The sequence below is a fragment of the Pseudomonas sp. LBUM1678 genome, from assembly GCF_059695575.1.
Window position 1 is genome coordinate 2,421,521 of sequence record NZ_CP166775.1, and the last position, 14,988, is coordinate 2,436,508.

Annotated in this window: 15 protein-coding genes and 5 pseudogenes; 12 read left to right on the top strand and 8 right to left on the bottom strand. The window is 51.5% G+C overall.

Going from position 1 to position 14,988, the window contains the following annotated elements; genetic code table 11:
* Window positions 1–6: 6 nt before the first annotated feature.
* From ACA070_RS11065 to ACA070_RS11075, 3 genes and pseudogenes are all read right to left on the bottom strand, one after another.
* The gene (locus ACA070_RS11065; RefSeq protein WP_497451139.1) at window positions 7–549 is read right to left on the bottom strand and encodes an MFS transporter; all 543 of its coding nucleotides are present in this window, start codon (window positions 547–549) and stop codon (window positions 7–9) included.
* A gap of 1 nt (window position 550) precedes the next feature.
* Window positions 551–778, bottom strand: a pseudogene (locus tag ACA070_RS11070) (DUF4062 domain-containing protein); the annotation flags it as partial.
* A gap of 68 nt (window positions 779–846) precedes the next feature.
* Complete coding sequence (locus ACA070_RS11075; protein ID WP_497451140.1) at window positions 847–1,539, bottom strand: DUF421 domain-containing protein; 693 nt, start codon at window positions 1,537–1,539, stop codon at window positions 847–849.
* 499 nt (window positions 1,540–2,038) lie between these two features.
* Here ACA070_RS11075 and ACA070_RS11080 point away from each other — a divergent pair, with 499 nt between their 5' ends.
* The 3 genes from ACA070_RS11080 (at window position 2,039) to ACA070_RS11090 (ending at window position 4,988) form a co-directional block, all read left to right on the top strand.
* Window positions 2,039–3,208 (top strand): sensor histidine kinase, encoded by a 1,170-nt coding sequence (locus tag ACA070_RS11080; RefSeq protein WP_497451141.1) that lies wholly within the window; start codon window positions 2,039–2,041, stop codon window positions 3,206–3,208.
* 498 nt (window positions 3,209–3,706) lie between these two features.
* Complete coding sequence (locus ACA070_RS11085; protein ID WP_497451142.1) at window positions 3,707–4,402, top strand: VIT1/CCC1 transporter family protein; 696 nt, start codon at window positions 3,707–3,709, stop codon at window positions 4,400–4,402.
* A gap of 274 nt (window positions 4,403–4,676) precedes the next feature.
* Window positions 4,677–4,988, top strand: coding sequence for a hypothetical protein (locus ACA070_RS11090; protein WP_497396778.1), 312 nt, complete (start codon window positions 4,677–4,679; stop codon window positions 4,986–4,988).
* Between the two features lie 297 nt (window positions 4,989–5,285).
* Here ACA070_RS11090 and ACA070_RS11095 read toward each other — a convergent pair whose 3' ends face one another.
* The gene (locus tag ACA070_RS11095) at window positions 5,286–5,723 is read right to left on the bottom strand and encodes a PRC-barrel domain-containing protein (protein WP_497451143.1); all 438 of its coding nucleotides are present in this window, start codon (window positions 5,721–5,723) and stop codon (window positions 5,286–5,288) included.
* A 553-nt stretch (window positions 5,724–6,276) separates the two neighbouring features.
* A complete protein-coding gene (locus ACA070_RS11100) occupies window positions 6,277–6,486 on the bottom strand; it encodes a hypothetical protein (protein WP_497266483.1) in 210 nt (69 codons plus the stop codon).
* A gap of 175 nt (window positions 6,487–6,661) precedes the next feature.
* On the opposite strand from ACA070_RS11100, the gene ACA070_RS11105 reads away from it, so the two are divergent.
* From ACA070_RS11105 to ACA070_RS11135, 7 genes and pseudogenes are all read left to right on the top strand, one after another.
* Window positions 6,662–6,901 (top strand): DUF1652 domain-containing protein, encoded by a 240-nt coding sequence (locus ACA070_RS11105; protein ID WP_497266481.1) that lies wholly within the window; start codon window positions 6,662–6,664, stop codon window positions 6,899–6,901.
* A 484-nt stretch (window positions 6,902–7,385) separates the two neighbouring features.
* Window positions 7,386–7,580, top strand: a complete 195-nt coding sequence (locus tag ACA070_RS11110; protein WP_497451144.1) for a hypothetical protein — start codon at window positions 7,386–7,388, stop codon at window positions 7,578–7,580.
* A 181-nt stretch (window positions 7,581–7,761) separates the two neighbouring features.
* Window positions 7,762–7,890: pseudogene (locus ACA070_RS11115) on the top strand (transcriptional regulator); the annotation flags it as partial.
* 183 nt (window positions 7,891–8,073) lie between these two features.
* A complete protein-coding gene (locus ACA070_RS11120; protein WP_140678747.1) occupies window positions 8,074–8,610 on the top strand; it encodes a hypothetical protein in 537 nt (178 codons plus the stop codon).
* Between the two features lie 100 nt (window positions 8,611–8,710).
* Complete coding sequence (locus tag ACA070_RS11125; protein ID WP_497451145.1) at window positions 8,711–9,145, top strand: hypothetical protein; 435 nt, start codon at window positions 8,711–8,713, stop codon at window positions 9,143–9,145.
* Window positions 9,142–10,617: an ATPase domain-containing protein gene (locus tag ACA070_RS11130; protein ID WP_497451146.1), complete on the top strand. Its 1,476-nt coding sequence runs from the start codon at window positions 9,142–9,144 to the stop codon at window positions 10,615–10,617. The genes ACA070_RS11125 and ACA070_RS11130 overlap by 4 nt, the downstream gene beginning before the upstream one ends.
* A gap of 9 nt (window positions 10,618–10,626) precedes the next feature.
* Window positions 10,627–11,658 carry a sensor histidine kinase gene (locus ACA070_RS11135; protein ID WP_497451147.1) on the top strand — a complete coding sequence of 344 codons (1,032 nt, stop codon included), beginning with the start codon at window positions 10,627–10,629 and terminating at the stop codon, window positions 11,656–11,658.
* 447 nt (window positions 11,659–12,105) lie between these two features.
* On the opposite strand, the pseudogene aac(6') reads toward ACA070_RS11135, so the two are convergent.
* From aac(6') to ACA070_RS11150, 3 genes and pseudogenes are all read right to left on the bottom strand, one after another.
* Window positions 12,106–12,561: pseudogene (aac(6'), locus tag ACA070_RS11140) on the bottom strand (aminoglycoside 6'-N-acetyltransferase).
* Window positions 12,562–12,685: 124 nt separating this feature from the next.
* A pseudogene (locus ACA070_RS11145) lies at window positions 12,686–12,936 on the bottom strand (DUF1652 domain-containing protein).
* Window positions 12,937–13,051: 115 nt separating this feature from the next.
* Window positions 13,052–13,609 (bottom strand): ATP-dependent Clp protease proteolytic subunit, encoded by a 558-nt coding sequence (locus tag ACA070_RS11150; RefSeq protein ID WP_497451148.1) that lies wholly within the window; start codon window positions 13,607–13,609, stop codon window positions 13,052–13,054.
* Between the two features lie 263 nt (window positions 13,610–13,872).
* Between ACA070_RS11150 and ACA070_RS11155 the strand changes: the two are divergent.
* Both ACA070_RS11155 and ACA070_RS11160 read left to right on the top strand, forming a co-directional pair.
* Window positions 13,873–14,034, top strand: a pseudogene (locus tag ACA070_RS11155) (con-10 family general stress protein); the annotation flags it as partial.
* A 558-nt stretch (window positions 14,035–14,592) separates the two neighbouring features.
* The gene (locus ACA070_RS11160) at window positions 14,593–14,904 is read left to right on the top strand and encodes a hypothetical protein (RefSeq protein WP_497451149.1); all 312 of its coding nucleotides are present in this window, start codon (window positions 14,593–14,595) and stop codon (window positions 14,902–14,904) included.
* The last annotated feature ends 84 nt before the right edge of the window (window positions 14,905–14,988 follow it).

Sequence of the window (14,988 nt, forward strand, 5' to 3'; positions counted from 1 at the left end):
CTTAGCTCAGGCAGCAAGATTCCTAACGACAGCGAGCAGCGCCTGAAGCGGATGTAACCAGCGCGCGACTTCAGGTTGCCTGAACCATATCAGCCAGGCAGCCAGCCATAAGAATCGAACAGCGGCAGTTATGACGAAGGCAACACGCCATTCGTAACTGTTGACGACAATGCTCGGGCCCAACGCAGCAATCCCCGGGCCTATCAGGCTACCGGCATGGAACAGTGAGGTCGCCATTCCGCGCTCGCCGGCAGGTACCCATTCGCGCAGAGCGCGTCCCCCGGCGGGGTACGAAGTCGACCCTCCGACACCCATTAGCAAACGAGTGATCAGCATGGAGAAGAAACCCTCTGATGCTGCAGAGAGGAGGGGGGCGACAGACCAGACGCCGATGCCCCAGGCGTTGACCAGCCGAGTATCGTATCGATCCTCCAGCATTCCCATGGGTATGAGTGCGAAGAGGTAAAGCCATAAAAAGGAGGACAGCAGAAGGCCCAGCACGAAGGGGCTAATGTCGAATTCTAGAGTGTGGTGAGAGGCAATCGCCAAGGCTAACCGACAGACCCGGCTCAGGCTCGTAGCCGTAGTTAGCGCCCAAGATGAGGACAAAGACGTCGCACTGATCAACCTCTGTCAGGCAGGCATGCACGGAAGAATAGGTGCGGGCTCCAAAATGCTCGCTCATGACCGGCTTCATATCCAGAGCTTCTACGGCGTCCTTGGCAGCCGCTCTGAATTGCTCAAATCCCCTTACCACCGAGCTTATGAATACCTTCATCTGTTCCCCTCAAAATGCTGGCGCCTGTGGATTTGACTGATGCCTGGTGGGATTGTTTCCAGCAACCATCACCTACAGCGTTGGGTGCTCAGCGCCTTTGACCAGATGTCATGATCGCACCGCGAGCAGCGTGCTTCGTGTTCTTCAAGAATAGATTGTGCAAAGCCACAACTCACGCAGCAATAAAGTCCCGAAGCGGGCACTTTTATAAACTCCGCACGATGTTCTAAAGGTAGGACTGACAAGCCAGGGCGCAGGTCTTCTTGATCGTAAAAATAAAGACTGATGTCGCCATCTGTTTCCATAAGCGCCAATCTTACTTGGCCTAAGTGCTCAACGCCCCGTTGTCGAAGCTCCATCAATATTTCGCTCGATGAAATATTCAGCTTCTCTAAGGATTTAAGTTCATATAAGCCATTGCGAATGACGGTTACAGGTAGACCATCAATCCATGCTTCAAATTTCTTGCTTTTGGTCATGATCCAAACCGTCATGCGATAGAGCAGCAACAGCGTGAGGAAAACGACTGCAACGGGCAACAGTGGTACATCATGGTAGAAGGACACGTCTCCGGCAGCGGAGCCCAACGTCAAAATCACGACCAACTCAAAAAGTGAGAGCTGTCTTATCCCGCGTCGGCCACTTGATTTTAAGAACAAGAAAACGGCAAGAAAGGCAAAAGCTGCCCGAAACCCTACCTCTAGCAAAAATGTTAGTGGAAACTCATCTATCAACATCCGTTGAATATCAAAGGGAGACATCATCACCTCTTTTTTGGTTTTTTAGATAATCATTGAATTGTGTGAGTCCTGCCCATCTAAAGCGTTACATCCTCTGAGTAGCTCCACGGGGGCGATGAAAACGGGCTAGTCGTGGAATGAATCTCCAATACATGAACCTTAGCCTCGATTCGCCAAAGAATGGTGAGCCAGTTTGCACCATCCGTTACTCACCGGAAGGCTTACTCGCGCAAGCGCGGAATCTGCCCTGTTGGTGCTTGTCGGTTCCCTGGCACGGATTTTACAATCCGGTAGGTGGGTAAGGGCGTGACCTGCGGGCAGCGGGATCATTGCCACCACCCCACTGATTGAAGCGGTTTGTGTGCGTGCCTGACATGGCTTATACAAACGTGAGACCATACATCGTTCTGCTGCCATCCAGACCATCAATCGAGTGCGACCTTGGTGCAACGGTTTGAAAGCGGGCATTCCATCGGATAACCCACTTAAAGCAGTGACCTTGAGCCGTTCGGGAGTAAAAATGACTGCGAACACCACGCCTCATTCCGTTAGCTCCAGTGAAACAGCTCCAGATGAATCCCTTCGAATGAACGTCGTTCGTAGGTACGCCATCCTTGATTCCCCTCCGGACGGCGCATTTGATCGTGTGACCGCAATAGCAGCGCGCCTTCTCGGTACTCCGATAGCAATCGTGAGCATCGTCGATACAGATCGAATCTGGTTCAAATCCCATCATGGGCTCGACGCAAATCAAATTTCCCGCAATCCAGGACTCTGTGCCTCCGCGATCTTACAGAATGGGCCTTGGTTAGTAACAGACGCTAGGCATGATCCTCGAACGCTTTCTAATCCCCTTGTCGCAGGCGAATTTGGTCTTCAATTTTATTTGGGTGTGCCGCTGCATACTCACGACGGCTTCAATCTCGGTACGTTATGTGTGCTGGACACGCAGCCGCGCACGGTTACCCAAGATCAGATAGACACGTTGGCGGATCTTGCTAGCGTTGTAATGGATCAGCTTGAACTGCGCCTTTCCGCCATGCGATCCATAGCTGAGAAGGAAGCAGCGCTGAATCATTCCCACTTGATGGCCGAGGAAATTGACCATCGAGTCATGAATAGCCTCCATTTGATTGTGTCAATGCTGAGCATTCAGAGTGTTCAGCTGGGCAACTCTGAAGCGGCTAAGGAGATTTCAAGAGCGGCTGCCAAAATATTTGCAGTAGCAAATGTGCATCAGCATATTAACGTCGGTAAGGCTGCCACGACGCTCGATAGTGCTGACTATCTGGTTCAACTGTGTTCTGGCTTATCAGCAATGTTAGGTTGTAGGGATCAGGTAGCTATCTCGGTCGAAGCCGTTCCACTCGCCTTGGCGAGCGAACAACTCAGTCGACTCGGCCTTATCGTAAATGAATTGGTGACAAATGCTTTAAAATATGGGGCCACCAAGGTCGATGTACAATTGGCACCATATGAACATCAGTATTGCCTGACCGTAAGTGACAATGGCAAGGGACTTCCAGCCGACTTTGGTGTGGATAAAATGTCAGGGTTGGGAATGAAAGTAATTACTTCGCTTGTTAAAAATCTGGGTGGCTCGCTAAGTCACCAGCCCAACGCAAACATCGGCGGCACCGCGTTTCAGATAATTTTTTCTCCGATGTTGAGTTTGCGTCCTCAAATTTGAAACGAAGCTTCTCGCTTTACTTACCAAGTACGGCAACAGCTTGAAGGACATCTTCAACCTGCCTGATCTACAGGCTGGTCGTCGCGCTCCGGCTGCCTGCCGCAATCGGGCACCCGCAAGCCTCGCGAGGTAGGTTTACAAGAATCCGGAATCGGGTGAGGTCGTGGAACCAAGGGCGACTATCACAAAATTTGAAATAGCGGAAAGCGACATACGGCTCAGACAAGATCGAGTCCTGGCTGACCAAGTGATTTTGGTTTGAGTACAAAAGGGCCCTTCGAGGGCCTTTTTTGTTAAACACGATGTACTATCGTAATGGCTTTTTGCCGTGATCGGTATGTTCTGGACATGCTGGCAGCGTAAAGCATCTTTCTGAAATTTAATCGGTTGATTCAGTCATTACCGGTGATTGGATCTCCGTTCATCAACATGAATCTCACGGTGCTCATGACGCCAGAGACCTGACCTAATGCAATTTTTCACACGGAGAATTCCAGAATGGCAGCGCATCATAAAGAGAAACACCCAATAGACAACATTGGTTGGCTGCGCGCTGCCGTATTGGGGGCCAATGACGGAATCGTTTCAACTTCAAGTCTGATTCTGGGCGTAGCCGCCTCTCACGCAACTCACAACAGCATCCTTATAGCGGGTGTCTCTGCTCTCGTCGCCGGTGCTATGTCGATGGCTACCGGAGAGTACGTTTCCGTGCAGTCCCAAGCCGACACGGAAGCGGCTGCCCTAGAGGCGGAGCGAATTGAGATTCAGGAAAATCCGAAGGGCGAGAATCGTGAACTGACAGGAATTTATGTTGAGCGAGGACTTGAGGTGCCGCTTGCAGAAGAAGTCGCGACTAAACTAATGGATCACGACGCCTTGGGGGCGCATGCCCGAGATGAGTTGGGAATCACCGATGCGATGAGTGCAAAGCCATTACAGGCTGCTCTTGCATCTGCGCTAAGCTTTGCCGTAGGTGCAGCACTACCATTACTCGTGGTCGTAGTAGTTCCACAAGAACATCTCATCCCAGTCATCGTCGTCGCGTCGTTGGTCTTCCTTGCTATCCTTGGCGGCTTGGCGGCCAAGGTCGGCGGGGCAAATATTAAAAATGGGGTTTTACGTGTGACTTTTTGGAGTGCACTTTCGATGGCGGTGGCAGCAGGAGTCGGTACCCTGTTGGGAACCACAGTATAAAACCCGGAGCGGGTTCCAGAATTAAATTCTTGATGGTGAGAGTGGGCCTTTATACAAGGATGGAACAGGGTTTATATATTTGAAGGCAAGAGAAAAGCAGCGCTGCCCCCACACACCTTTATCCGATAGGATGCCGCCGGTTTTTCTTCTGTTTTCTTTAGCTTTTTAATCCCACAGGATTGAAAGCTGGAACAGAAGCTGAAACTGAAACGCAGGCCTTGGGGGCCCAAGGGGAATCGCATTACTTACAGCCGTGGGCTGCTGTGGTTATCTAATGCACCTGATCGAGATTTTTTTGCCGCTCAACACGAACGATGGCACGCCTCAGCCCGTCGAGCTTTTTCGCCGTGTACGGGAGCAGTTGGCCGAACAGTTCGGAGGAGTGACGGCTTTCACTCGCAATCCGGCGAAAGGTATTTCACTGCAGAAAGATAACGAGAGAGCAGAGGACGACATCATCGTCTATGAGGTCATGGTTGAAGCTATTGATCGGCTTTGGTGGCAAAGCTTTAAGCGCGATCTTGCAGGGCGTTTTCAACAGGAAGAAATTCTGATCCGAGCCACCGCCATTAGTCTCATTCGCTAGCCAAAATCGTTAGAGTCACGTGATGAGCCTAGATGTCGCATCAAAAAAAGCCCGTGTGACGCGCGAGCTTTTGGACTTCAAACGAATAGCTTTCCGGTACGATGCGGCTGGGCTAGCCTTAGATTCGACGGCGGTCAGCAGAATCCACCCTAAACCCTTGTTGTTAGCGCTTTTTCACCGCAATGCGCGCCTTAGGGTTTGGCCACCAACGACCAATCTTAACATGTCGTTGTTTGCTCGGCGCGCATCACTCTTCATTTTGGTTATGGACAGTTAGCTTTTGTCGATACTTTGTATCTAGACATTATCGTAATCGAACGGTTTAGTTCCATAGAAAGAATGGATTTCAGTTGCCCAAGATTCGTCGGCCATATTAGGCCAATTGTCCTTGTCAAAACCTGGTGCGTTTTCCAAGCGTTCTTTCTCTACGTTTAGTACGAAGCGCTTATTTACTGTATCGAGTGTGAATGCATTCCAGGGTACCGCAAACAGTTTTTCTCCCATGCTAAGAAAGCCACCAAAAGAGAGAACAGCATAACTCACTCTACCGCTGCGAACATCCAGCATGATTTCCTTGATATCTCCCAAGTCTTCTTCATTATGGTTATAAACATCATTTCCAATGAGTGTGTCTGCCCCCATCAGGTCGGGGCCAGGCCCCTGTTCCTCAGAGCTGGTATCTCGTAGGAGGTTGGTTTTGTACATGCCATAGGTATCACGATCTTCGTAGTTCATTACTATCTCCTATCAGCAATCGCCAATCAATCAGAAAATGCACCCACCACCTTGATGGCTGTATTAGTGAGAGTCACCCGCTTTCGAAAAAGTTGAATTTTTCTTCTGCATGACGACGAATGGCAAATTGGAAGTAAAAAAGTTAATCAGCTTTTAATTAGTGTGCTATCCATGTGTGATGCTTTGTTTTTATTATGGGTATTAACTAGATCGATATCGTAGACATCTAGATTAAACGATTTCCCATTATGGCAACTACGTCTCCGGCTTGAATATAACTTCATAAATATAAAGATTAAGTTTTGGTCACTGCTGTGACCAAACTTATTTGAATGAGTAGGCGACGGCTGTGGGCGCTGCCGGGGACGCCACTGAATGCTCCCGGCAAGCTGATCTCGCCGAGAAACGTTTGAAGCCATTACGCGCGTTGGTGCTTGATCCCAAATTCTTCGGCCACGAGGACGATACATAGCCTCGGCAGCTTGTCTCATTACTCACGCGATCCTTGGCGCAGTATTGACTGAACGACGCCACTGATAGCGTTTTGGCCAGGTCACTCAGGTGACATAAGCACCGCAAGACTCATATTGATGAATTCCTCGTTTTTGCTAATCGTGTCTAAAGCACCGCGAACGTTGCCGGCGACTTCAGCAGAACCACGTTGCTCGACCCAGAGCGTCAGCTCCATGATGGCGGCCTCAAGAGCTAATTGGTTTTGATTGATTTTGAAGAGCAGGGAAGGGAGCAAATCTGAATTTGGCATCAAGGTTCCTCCATGAAAACGCCAAGCCTAGCAGTATAAAAAATGAATAGTCAGCCGCGTCAGCTCAAGGCCAGTGGACGGGAAACAATTGGTCGTGAATTTACTCCGGCGCGTTCCTTGACTACTGGGCTTCATAGACAAGACTGAGAAGGAATTTTTCCTTCGGACGTACCCCATGATTTCTTCTCTTGAGCTCCGACATATCATTGAAAGCGGTTTATTACCTCGCTCCTGCACCTGCTCCGTGAATCCCAAAGGTTCGCTATTGATCAAGATGATTGAGCCTTCCTCTGGCCGCGTGGAACTGTTTGTCCCCGGCGTGTTGGCATCGGATCTCACGTCCAGTCGGGCGATTTCAAATTTGATTGGCGAACTCAGAATTGAAATGGCAGCGCGCCAAGCGATCTGTGCGTGAGCCCGAGGGCAAATGGTGGACTTGGGAGCATCAGAGCTAACAGGCCAACAACGACTCAAATCTTACGAATGGGGTAATCAGGCTGCAGGAGAGACGCTACCGCGATTACCAAGTCGTCCAATGACCAAGGCTTGTGCAGGTAGGTGGTTGATGGCGGTACCGTTGCGGGGTCTATCAGATAAATACCGCGAGCGTCAGTTTGATGAACTTTTCGTTTCTGTCGATGGCGTCCAGCGCGCTGTGCGCATTGTCGGCGACATCGACTGATCCGCGTCGCTTTCAAACGCGGGGACAAAGATCGGGCCGCTCCCTTATTTCATGCACGACTCTTCCGTCCTGCTATAGCGGCTGACTTTGACGGAGAAGGTTCGGGGCTAAACGAACCAGCGATCAGAAGGTATGAATTATTTGGCGTGTTCGTACTCCACCGCTCGAGGAGCAGTTGTTTCTCAATGGCGGTGACCTCCGCGCCGAGGCAAAGCTAATGGCATCGATCGAAGATTTCAGGATGAAATCACACGAGCTCCTGATAGAACTCGACGCCGCTACGATGGAAATGATGACGCTGGTCACATCCAAATGCGTTTCAGGCCCCGACTGGGATTTTGCCAGCAAGAGGCAGCACGACGCCTATGAAAGCTGGGATGCCTTTATGAATACGCATAACACAAATATTTAAATTGCAGATTCTGAAAAGGACGGGCTCACTAGCTGAGATTGACAATTTCGATCAATGCTTTTTGTCTGATGCAAGAGAGTCCTATGAGTCGGCAAGGAGTGTTTTTAGCAAAAGCGTTAGAAATACATCATGAGTACGAAGTGGCGACAGTTGTCATCTGCGACATGCTGAGCAAGCCTCGCGGGTAAAATTCTACAAAAATCCGCATACTGGCGAGGTCGTCGAAACCAAAGGCGGTAACCACAAGGGTCTTAAAGAATGGAACGCTGAACACGGCTCCGACACCGTCGAGTCCCGGCTTTCCAAGTGAGTTTAGTTTGAGTACAAAACGGCCCGAGAGGGCCATTTTTGTTGGCGTTGCGGGGAATGCGGATAAACGTCCGGCTAACACAGATGTTAGTGAGTACCAATGCTAACGTGGGAGAAATCCAGTTCAATTAGGTTGGGATGGGTGGTAAGCCGGCTTCACATGTTTGATAAGGATGAACCCACCGTGCCGAGAATTTTGACTTCCCAGATAAGTGACACCGCACTAAACGAGCACAATGCAAGGATGTTCGGGTCGCCAAAGGAGCGCTTGGATTTTTACCGAAGAGAGATTCAGTACGAAACCAGCATCTTGGCTAATCGAACTGACGCCTTTTTGGCATCTCAGTCTTTTTTGGTCATCGCATTTGCCTCTTCTATGGGCAATCTCAACCCCGAATGGGGCAAGTTGTTCACGCTGGTAGTACCACCGTTTCTTACGTTGCTTGGAGTGCTAAGTTCGTTGAATGCTTGGCCCGGTATTCGTGCGGCATACGACATTATCGGCCATTGGCATTTCAAGCAGAGTGAGCTATTGCATAGCGAGCCTTTAATGGGGTTGGCGTATGACGAATCGCCTTTATTTTGTGAGAGAGAGTCCACGCAAAAGGGGTATCGAAAGGCGTTGCTGTTTTCGGTGCGCACACCTTGGATCTTTGCGACGTTCTGGGTATTGCTTGGCATTTGGTCGGTTTGTATTCAAATCACCAAACTAGGTGCTTGAGAGAGATATTCGGACATCATCAGCTCTGCGCCCAAATGAAAACTCGATCACAGGTTATAGGGTGTACCATCGATAGGTGCCCATCAAAAATTAGTGAGCCATGTCCAGGGAAAGCGAAGAGGGCCGCCAGATCGTAGCTTCTCTGGCGCGCCGGGTCGGTGACATTGCTGATCTTGCAAAGACCGCCCACGCAATTATTTCAACCTTGCAGGATATGGACGCAGCCCTCAGGCCCATCATCGGCCAGCAAGGGGTTGTCGCGCTTTATCGCCGCAGCCTCAATCTGTGCGTTTCCACTCATCCGCGACTGGCCGGCACCTGTGACAGAGCGCAGGCAGGCATGGATCTGATTGCCCTCAAATCCGTAATCGTTGAGCAAAGCGACGCCGATGCGCTGTTTTTAGGTGAAGTGTTGCTGACTACCTTTTACGCACTGCTGACCACGCTGATCGGACCCTCGCTCACCGCACGTTTGCTTCGTGGTATGTGGGAACCTTTATTGAGCGACACCCCTTCGCAGGAAAATTCGCTATGAGCACCAAAGTGACTATCAACCGCCTGGCCACCGGTGTGCCAGGGCTAGACGAGGTGCTGGGCGGAGGACTGCCGGAGTTTTCGTTCAACCTGATCGCCGGCCCGCCGGGTTGCGGCAAAACTACCCTGGCGCACCAGATGATGTTTGCCCTGGCCACGCCCGAGCGCCCGGCGCTGTTCTTTACCGTACTGGGCGAGCCGCCGCTGAAGATGTTGCGTTATCAGCAGCAATTCGACTTTTTCGACAGCGAAGCGATCAACCAGTCGATCCGCTATATCAACCTGACCGACGACACCCTGGCCGGAAATCTGGACGAAGTGCTGCGGCGCATCGTCAGCGAGGTGGAGGCTTACTCCCCGGCGCTGGTGTTCGTCGACTCTTTCCGTTCGGTGGTGCTGGCCAGCCAGACTCAGGACAACCCCAACAACAACCTGCCGCAGTTCGTTCAGCAACTGGGCATGTTGATGACCACCTGGCAGGCGACGACCTTCCTGATTGGCGAATACTTCAACGAAACCGACACCAACCCGATTTTCACCGTGGCCGATGGCCTGATCTGGCTGCGCCAGAGCGTTCAGCGCAACTCGATGGTGCGCAAAATAGAAATCATGAAAATGCGCGGACAGCCAACATTACCGGGGCTGCACACCTTCCGCATCGGCCCCTCGGGGATAAAGGTCTTCTCGCCTGCAGCGTCAAATCTGACGGAAGTGCCTCTGGAGTTCCCGATCAAACGCCTAAAAATGGGTGTCCCGCAGCTCGACGAAATGCTCGGTGGAGGCCTACCTCGGGGTTATTCCTTGCTGGTGGCTGGGCCGTCGGGGTCGGGCAAAAGCATCCTGGCGGCGACGTTCCTGGCCGAAGGCGCACGCAACGGCGAAACCGGCGTCATCGCGGTGTTCGAACAACGGCCCAATCATTTTCAAAATGCCGCCCTCATTCAATTGATCCAAAACGGTCAGGTCGGCTTGGTGGACAGTCGCGCACCGGACTTGTCCATCGACGAAATCGTGCAGTTGCTGCTCAGCGAGATCAGCCGACTGAAAGCCACCCGGGTGGTGATCGATTCGTTGTCGGGCTTCGAACTGGCGCTGGCGCCGACCTTCCGCGAAGACTTCCGTGAATCGCTGTCGCGTATGGTCACCGCGCTGACCAGTGCCGGGGTCAGTGTGCTGATGACCTCAGAGCTGGAAGACCGCTACACCGACTTGCGTTTCAGCCCTTACGGCACGGCATTTCTCACTGACGCCATCATTGTCCAACGCTATATTGAAGTAGAGAGCCGCTTACTGCGCATCATGGCCGTGGTCAAGATGCGGGCCAGTGCCCACTCCGATGAGCTGCGCTTGTACCGCGTCGATGAAAACGGCTTGCAGATTGGCGAAATGCTTCATGAACAAGAAGGTCTGCTCGGAGGCCGACCCACAAAGCGGATTTCAGGTGTATCAAATCCAGGAGATAAAAATGCTTGAGCCCGACTCATGAGTAATGTCGATGGCACGAATGAGCGTGAGATCGCTAATGCCGCTCACGAACTCTTCCTGCTTGGCCAGAAAACCGTTGAAGCACGCGCCGTGCTGGCAGCACTTCAAAAAGAGTTGAGCGACGCCAGCAGCCGGCTGGTGGATAGTCAGCAGGTCGAGCAGGTGATTGAGGCTAATCAGCAGCCAGTACCGGCGAAACTGCTGGTGCAGTCTGACGCTATAGTCGCCCCACGCTTGGAAGAGCAACGGTTGTACCAGGAGCTGCGTGAAGCTAATGCACAACTGGTCATAGCCGCGCTCAGTGCTCAAGACCTTCAGGCTGTAGCCGAGCGCGCACTGAGTCAGCAAAAAAGCATACTGGCGACGGTGGCCCATGAGCTACGTAACCCATTAACACCCATCAGTATGATTGCAGAGCGTATGGTGCGGATGCCTAGCGACGAGCTGCCTCGGATGCGGGAGTTGATCGAAGGCCAAGTGCAACATATGTCACAGCTGGTGGACGATCTGCTGGACGTCTCCCGTGCTAGCACTGGTAAGTTACGACTCAATCGCCGCGATGTCGACATGATTCAAATTCTGCGTGAGGCCATTGATGCGTGCCGCCCTTTAATGGACGCACAAGAGCAGCATTTCAACGCCCATCTTCCCAACGGCATCTTGATGGTCAATGGTGACCCGGGGCGCCTCGCGCAGATTCTCCACAACCTTCTGGCAAATGCGGCTAAATACACACCGACCCACGGTAGAATCGAACTATCCGTAACGGTAGCGTCCGACGTTTTGAAGATAACCATTTCCGACAATGGAATAGGCATTTCCGCTAATACACTCCCGTTTATTTTCGACTCCTATGTTCAAGACGTGCATGCCGTCGGATTCAATGGCTCTGGCTTGGGCATCGGACTGACAGTAGTCCGCGAGTTGGTTGAGGCGCACGGCGGCGAAGTTACCGGTATGAGCGAGGGTGATAGCATGGGTAGCGAATTCGTGGTCACGTTACCGATGGTGATCCATTCAAGCGGATAAAAAGGCGTGGACAGCGATTCATTTGATTCCAGGGGACACGCCCTGTTCCAGCCAGAAAAAATGATTACGTCCATCGCTCGGGCTGATCCATTAAAAACCGCAATTAGATTCTTGGTGGGACTGCGACGCGGAACTTGGAATCAGACCCGCTGAGCACAGGATCCGACATGAACGCAGCGGACGACTTTAGATTTAAATCTCATGAGCTGCTTTTAGACCTGGATGCGGCTATTAACCGAATGATGATGTTGGTCGCAACTCGCGAGCTTTCCGGTGAAAGATGGTGTGCCGCTGTAACCAACATTCGGACGCGTGTGCAGCTTGGAATTCTCAACTGAATGAGTCATCGCTACCGAACTCTCCTATCCTTTAGGTCGGAGAAAACTTCTGGGTCACTGAGCGAAAAAAGAGCGGTCGTGTGGCCAACGGGTCAGGCCTTGAATGCTACTAACTACGCTTTGATAGCCCCAAAGGCTTCAAAAAGTAAATCACCCGTTCGGTCTCTGCGAAGCCCAAGGCCTCATGCATGGCATGGCTTCCCTAATTATCCAGCAGTGCATCCGAAGCCAGTTCAGTGCAGCCCATTTCTTCTGCCCACAGTTGGATACCCACCACGAGTTGCCGTGCTATGCCTTGGCCCCGACCGGCGGGCCGGGCGTACAGACCTTCGAGAAAGGCCACGGGTGAGGAGCTTGTACCGTTGACGTAGTCCGCTCGGATCGACGCCTCGGCAAACCCTAGAGCGTTGCCGTTCTTATTAACGAAGATCAGTACCAGATAGCGCTCTGGCTCGCTCAGTATCGTTCGTTTGTCATGGTCATTGTCCGGGGCGGAATCAGGCCACAAGGCAACACGTAGGGGCAGCCAACCGTTATGGTTGAGCAAAGTGCAGCGTTTGATCACTGAGGGAACATGCGAAGGAATAATTGCCCAAGATCATAGGTTATCCTCCATCTGAGGAATGAGGTTCCGATTGGAGTCCTTTCATCTTTATTCGACGAAATCAAAGCGTAGCATTAGAATCAGTTTAAGGGGCTGTATAGCCAGGAGCAGTAGTAACGAGTTCAAGATTTTGTTTTAGTCCAGCAACAAGGTTTGCGATGGCGTCCCCATTTTTGAGCTGAGTCACCGAGATTTCAGTGACGACGAGTAATTCTTGATTCGAAGCATCGTGAAAAAACGTGCCGTCAAAGCGGCTCCTGGATCAACGGTGCATTCGCAACGAGAGGGCAGAAAACTTTGCTCCACTAAGTGGCGGATTTCTAAAGTCGATAGCATGGCCGCTTGTTTCGACGGAAGTCATCCAAATGACTTTTGTCTTATGTGGTTATGGTAAGGAAGCGCTAGTGTTTCGGTCTTTCTAAACTGCCTGCTTATGACGACCGCAGCGCCCTCATCCACCACTTACTTTCCAGTGTTTTACATCATCGGCGAATACCATCTGCTGCATCTCATGAGCAATGCCGTAGGCCAGGGATTCATGTGCAGCGATAACTTTCTCTTCCGCCGAAAGGCAATGGAAAATATCGAGTTTGGTCTCTGCGTCAGCAGTTTCGAGTGTGAAAATTTGTACGTAACGCGCTAGGTCGTTGTCGAGGCTCGACAGGTATTCACGCAGACGCTGATGGTCGACTGATTTTTGGCTGAAGTACCAATTCATCGGGTGAATCAGGAAGCGTGAGTGGGGCGAGGTGATACGGCGGCCTGCTGCCAAAAACATGATGATGCCCATTGATTCGATGTTGCCCGCGTTGATCGCGCATAGCGGTACTGGCAATGATTTCAGGAACGTGTAGAGGGTGAAGCCAAAGTTGGTGCTGCCCCCGCTTGTAGACAGATTGAGGAGCAAAGAGGTGGCGCCGTGATCGATGGCTTCGAGGCAACAGTCCCGGAAGCGTTCAGTCGTTCCCTGATCTATCTGGCAATGAAAGTGCACGATGTGTTCAGTCATCGATTGACCTCCTGAGTGTGATGAACATGGAGGACTTCTACGAATTATTAAGTCTAGTAAACATCGATCCTTCTGATCTGAATCCGACGTCAGTTGCGCGTCTATTAGGCACACGCCATCCATCGAATGCACGCTTTTTCTATGGAACCAAATGTCCAAATCCACTCGTCGCAAGCCCAATAATCCGTTCAAACTTTCTGTTTTGTGCGTCCTCCGAATTAGACGAGCCCATGCTCGTGCGAACGATGTAGAGGTGAACAAAAATGGCTAATACAGGAAACAAAAATCCAGGCAATTTTTCTAATGACCGTGACAAGGCTTCCGAAGCCGGTAAGAAAGGTGGAGAAGCCTCAGGCGGAAATTTTGCCAACGATCCACAACGCGCGTCCGAAGCAGGCCAAAAAGGTGGTCAAGCTTCCGGCGGACAACAATCCCGCGATAGCGATCGCATGTCCGGAGGCGGGCAGGGTACGAATCGCGGAGGCGAATTCGCCGACGATAAAGAAAACATGTCCAAACGAGGCCAAAAAGGCGGCCAGGCTTCAGGCGGACAACAATCCAATAAGGCTGATCAATCCAACCCCGGTGGAAAAGGAAGCGGACGCGATAGCACTCTTTCCGATGACCGCGATAAATCATCTGATATGGGGAGCAAGGACGATGGGATGAGCGGAGGTGGAGGACGCAAATCCTGATGCCGTCTTACGCTATCAAGCCCCGAACCTTTGGGGCTTGATTTCGTATTACCGGCCAATACTGAGATCCGAGTCTTGGCTCAAAACTCAGCAACGTATATGTTGGGGTGTGGGCACTATCGTAGCGGCGCGTGCCGATCACCAGGATTTTAAACATCGCTTTACCGCTTTCGAAGGAATTGGTGCTCAACGTCCATCGAAATTTTCCTGCGAGAGGCGGCATAAGTGATCCTATGAACAGGCATCTGCCTTCACGAAACGACCTCTTAAGATATCGAGGTTATCCAAATGCACCTGATCGAGATTTTTTTGCCGCTCAACACGAACGATGGCACGCCTCAGCCCATCGAGCTTTTTCGCCGTGTACGCGAGCAGTTGGCCGAGCAGTTCGGAGGAGTGACTGCTTTCACTCGCAATCCGGCGAAAGGTATTTCACTGCAGGAAGATAACGAGCGTGCAGAGGACGACATCATCGTTTATGAGGTCATAGTTGAAGCTGTTGATCGGCTTTGGTGGCAAAGCTTCAAGCGCGATCTTGAAGAGCGTTTTCAACAGGAAGAAATTCTGATCCGTGCCACCGCCGTTAGTCTCATTCGCTAGCCAAAATCGTTAGAGTCACGTGATGAGCCTAGATGTCGCATCAAAAAAGCCCGCATGACGCGCGAGCTTTTGGGCTTCAATCGA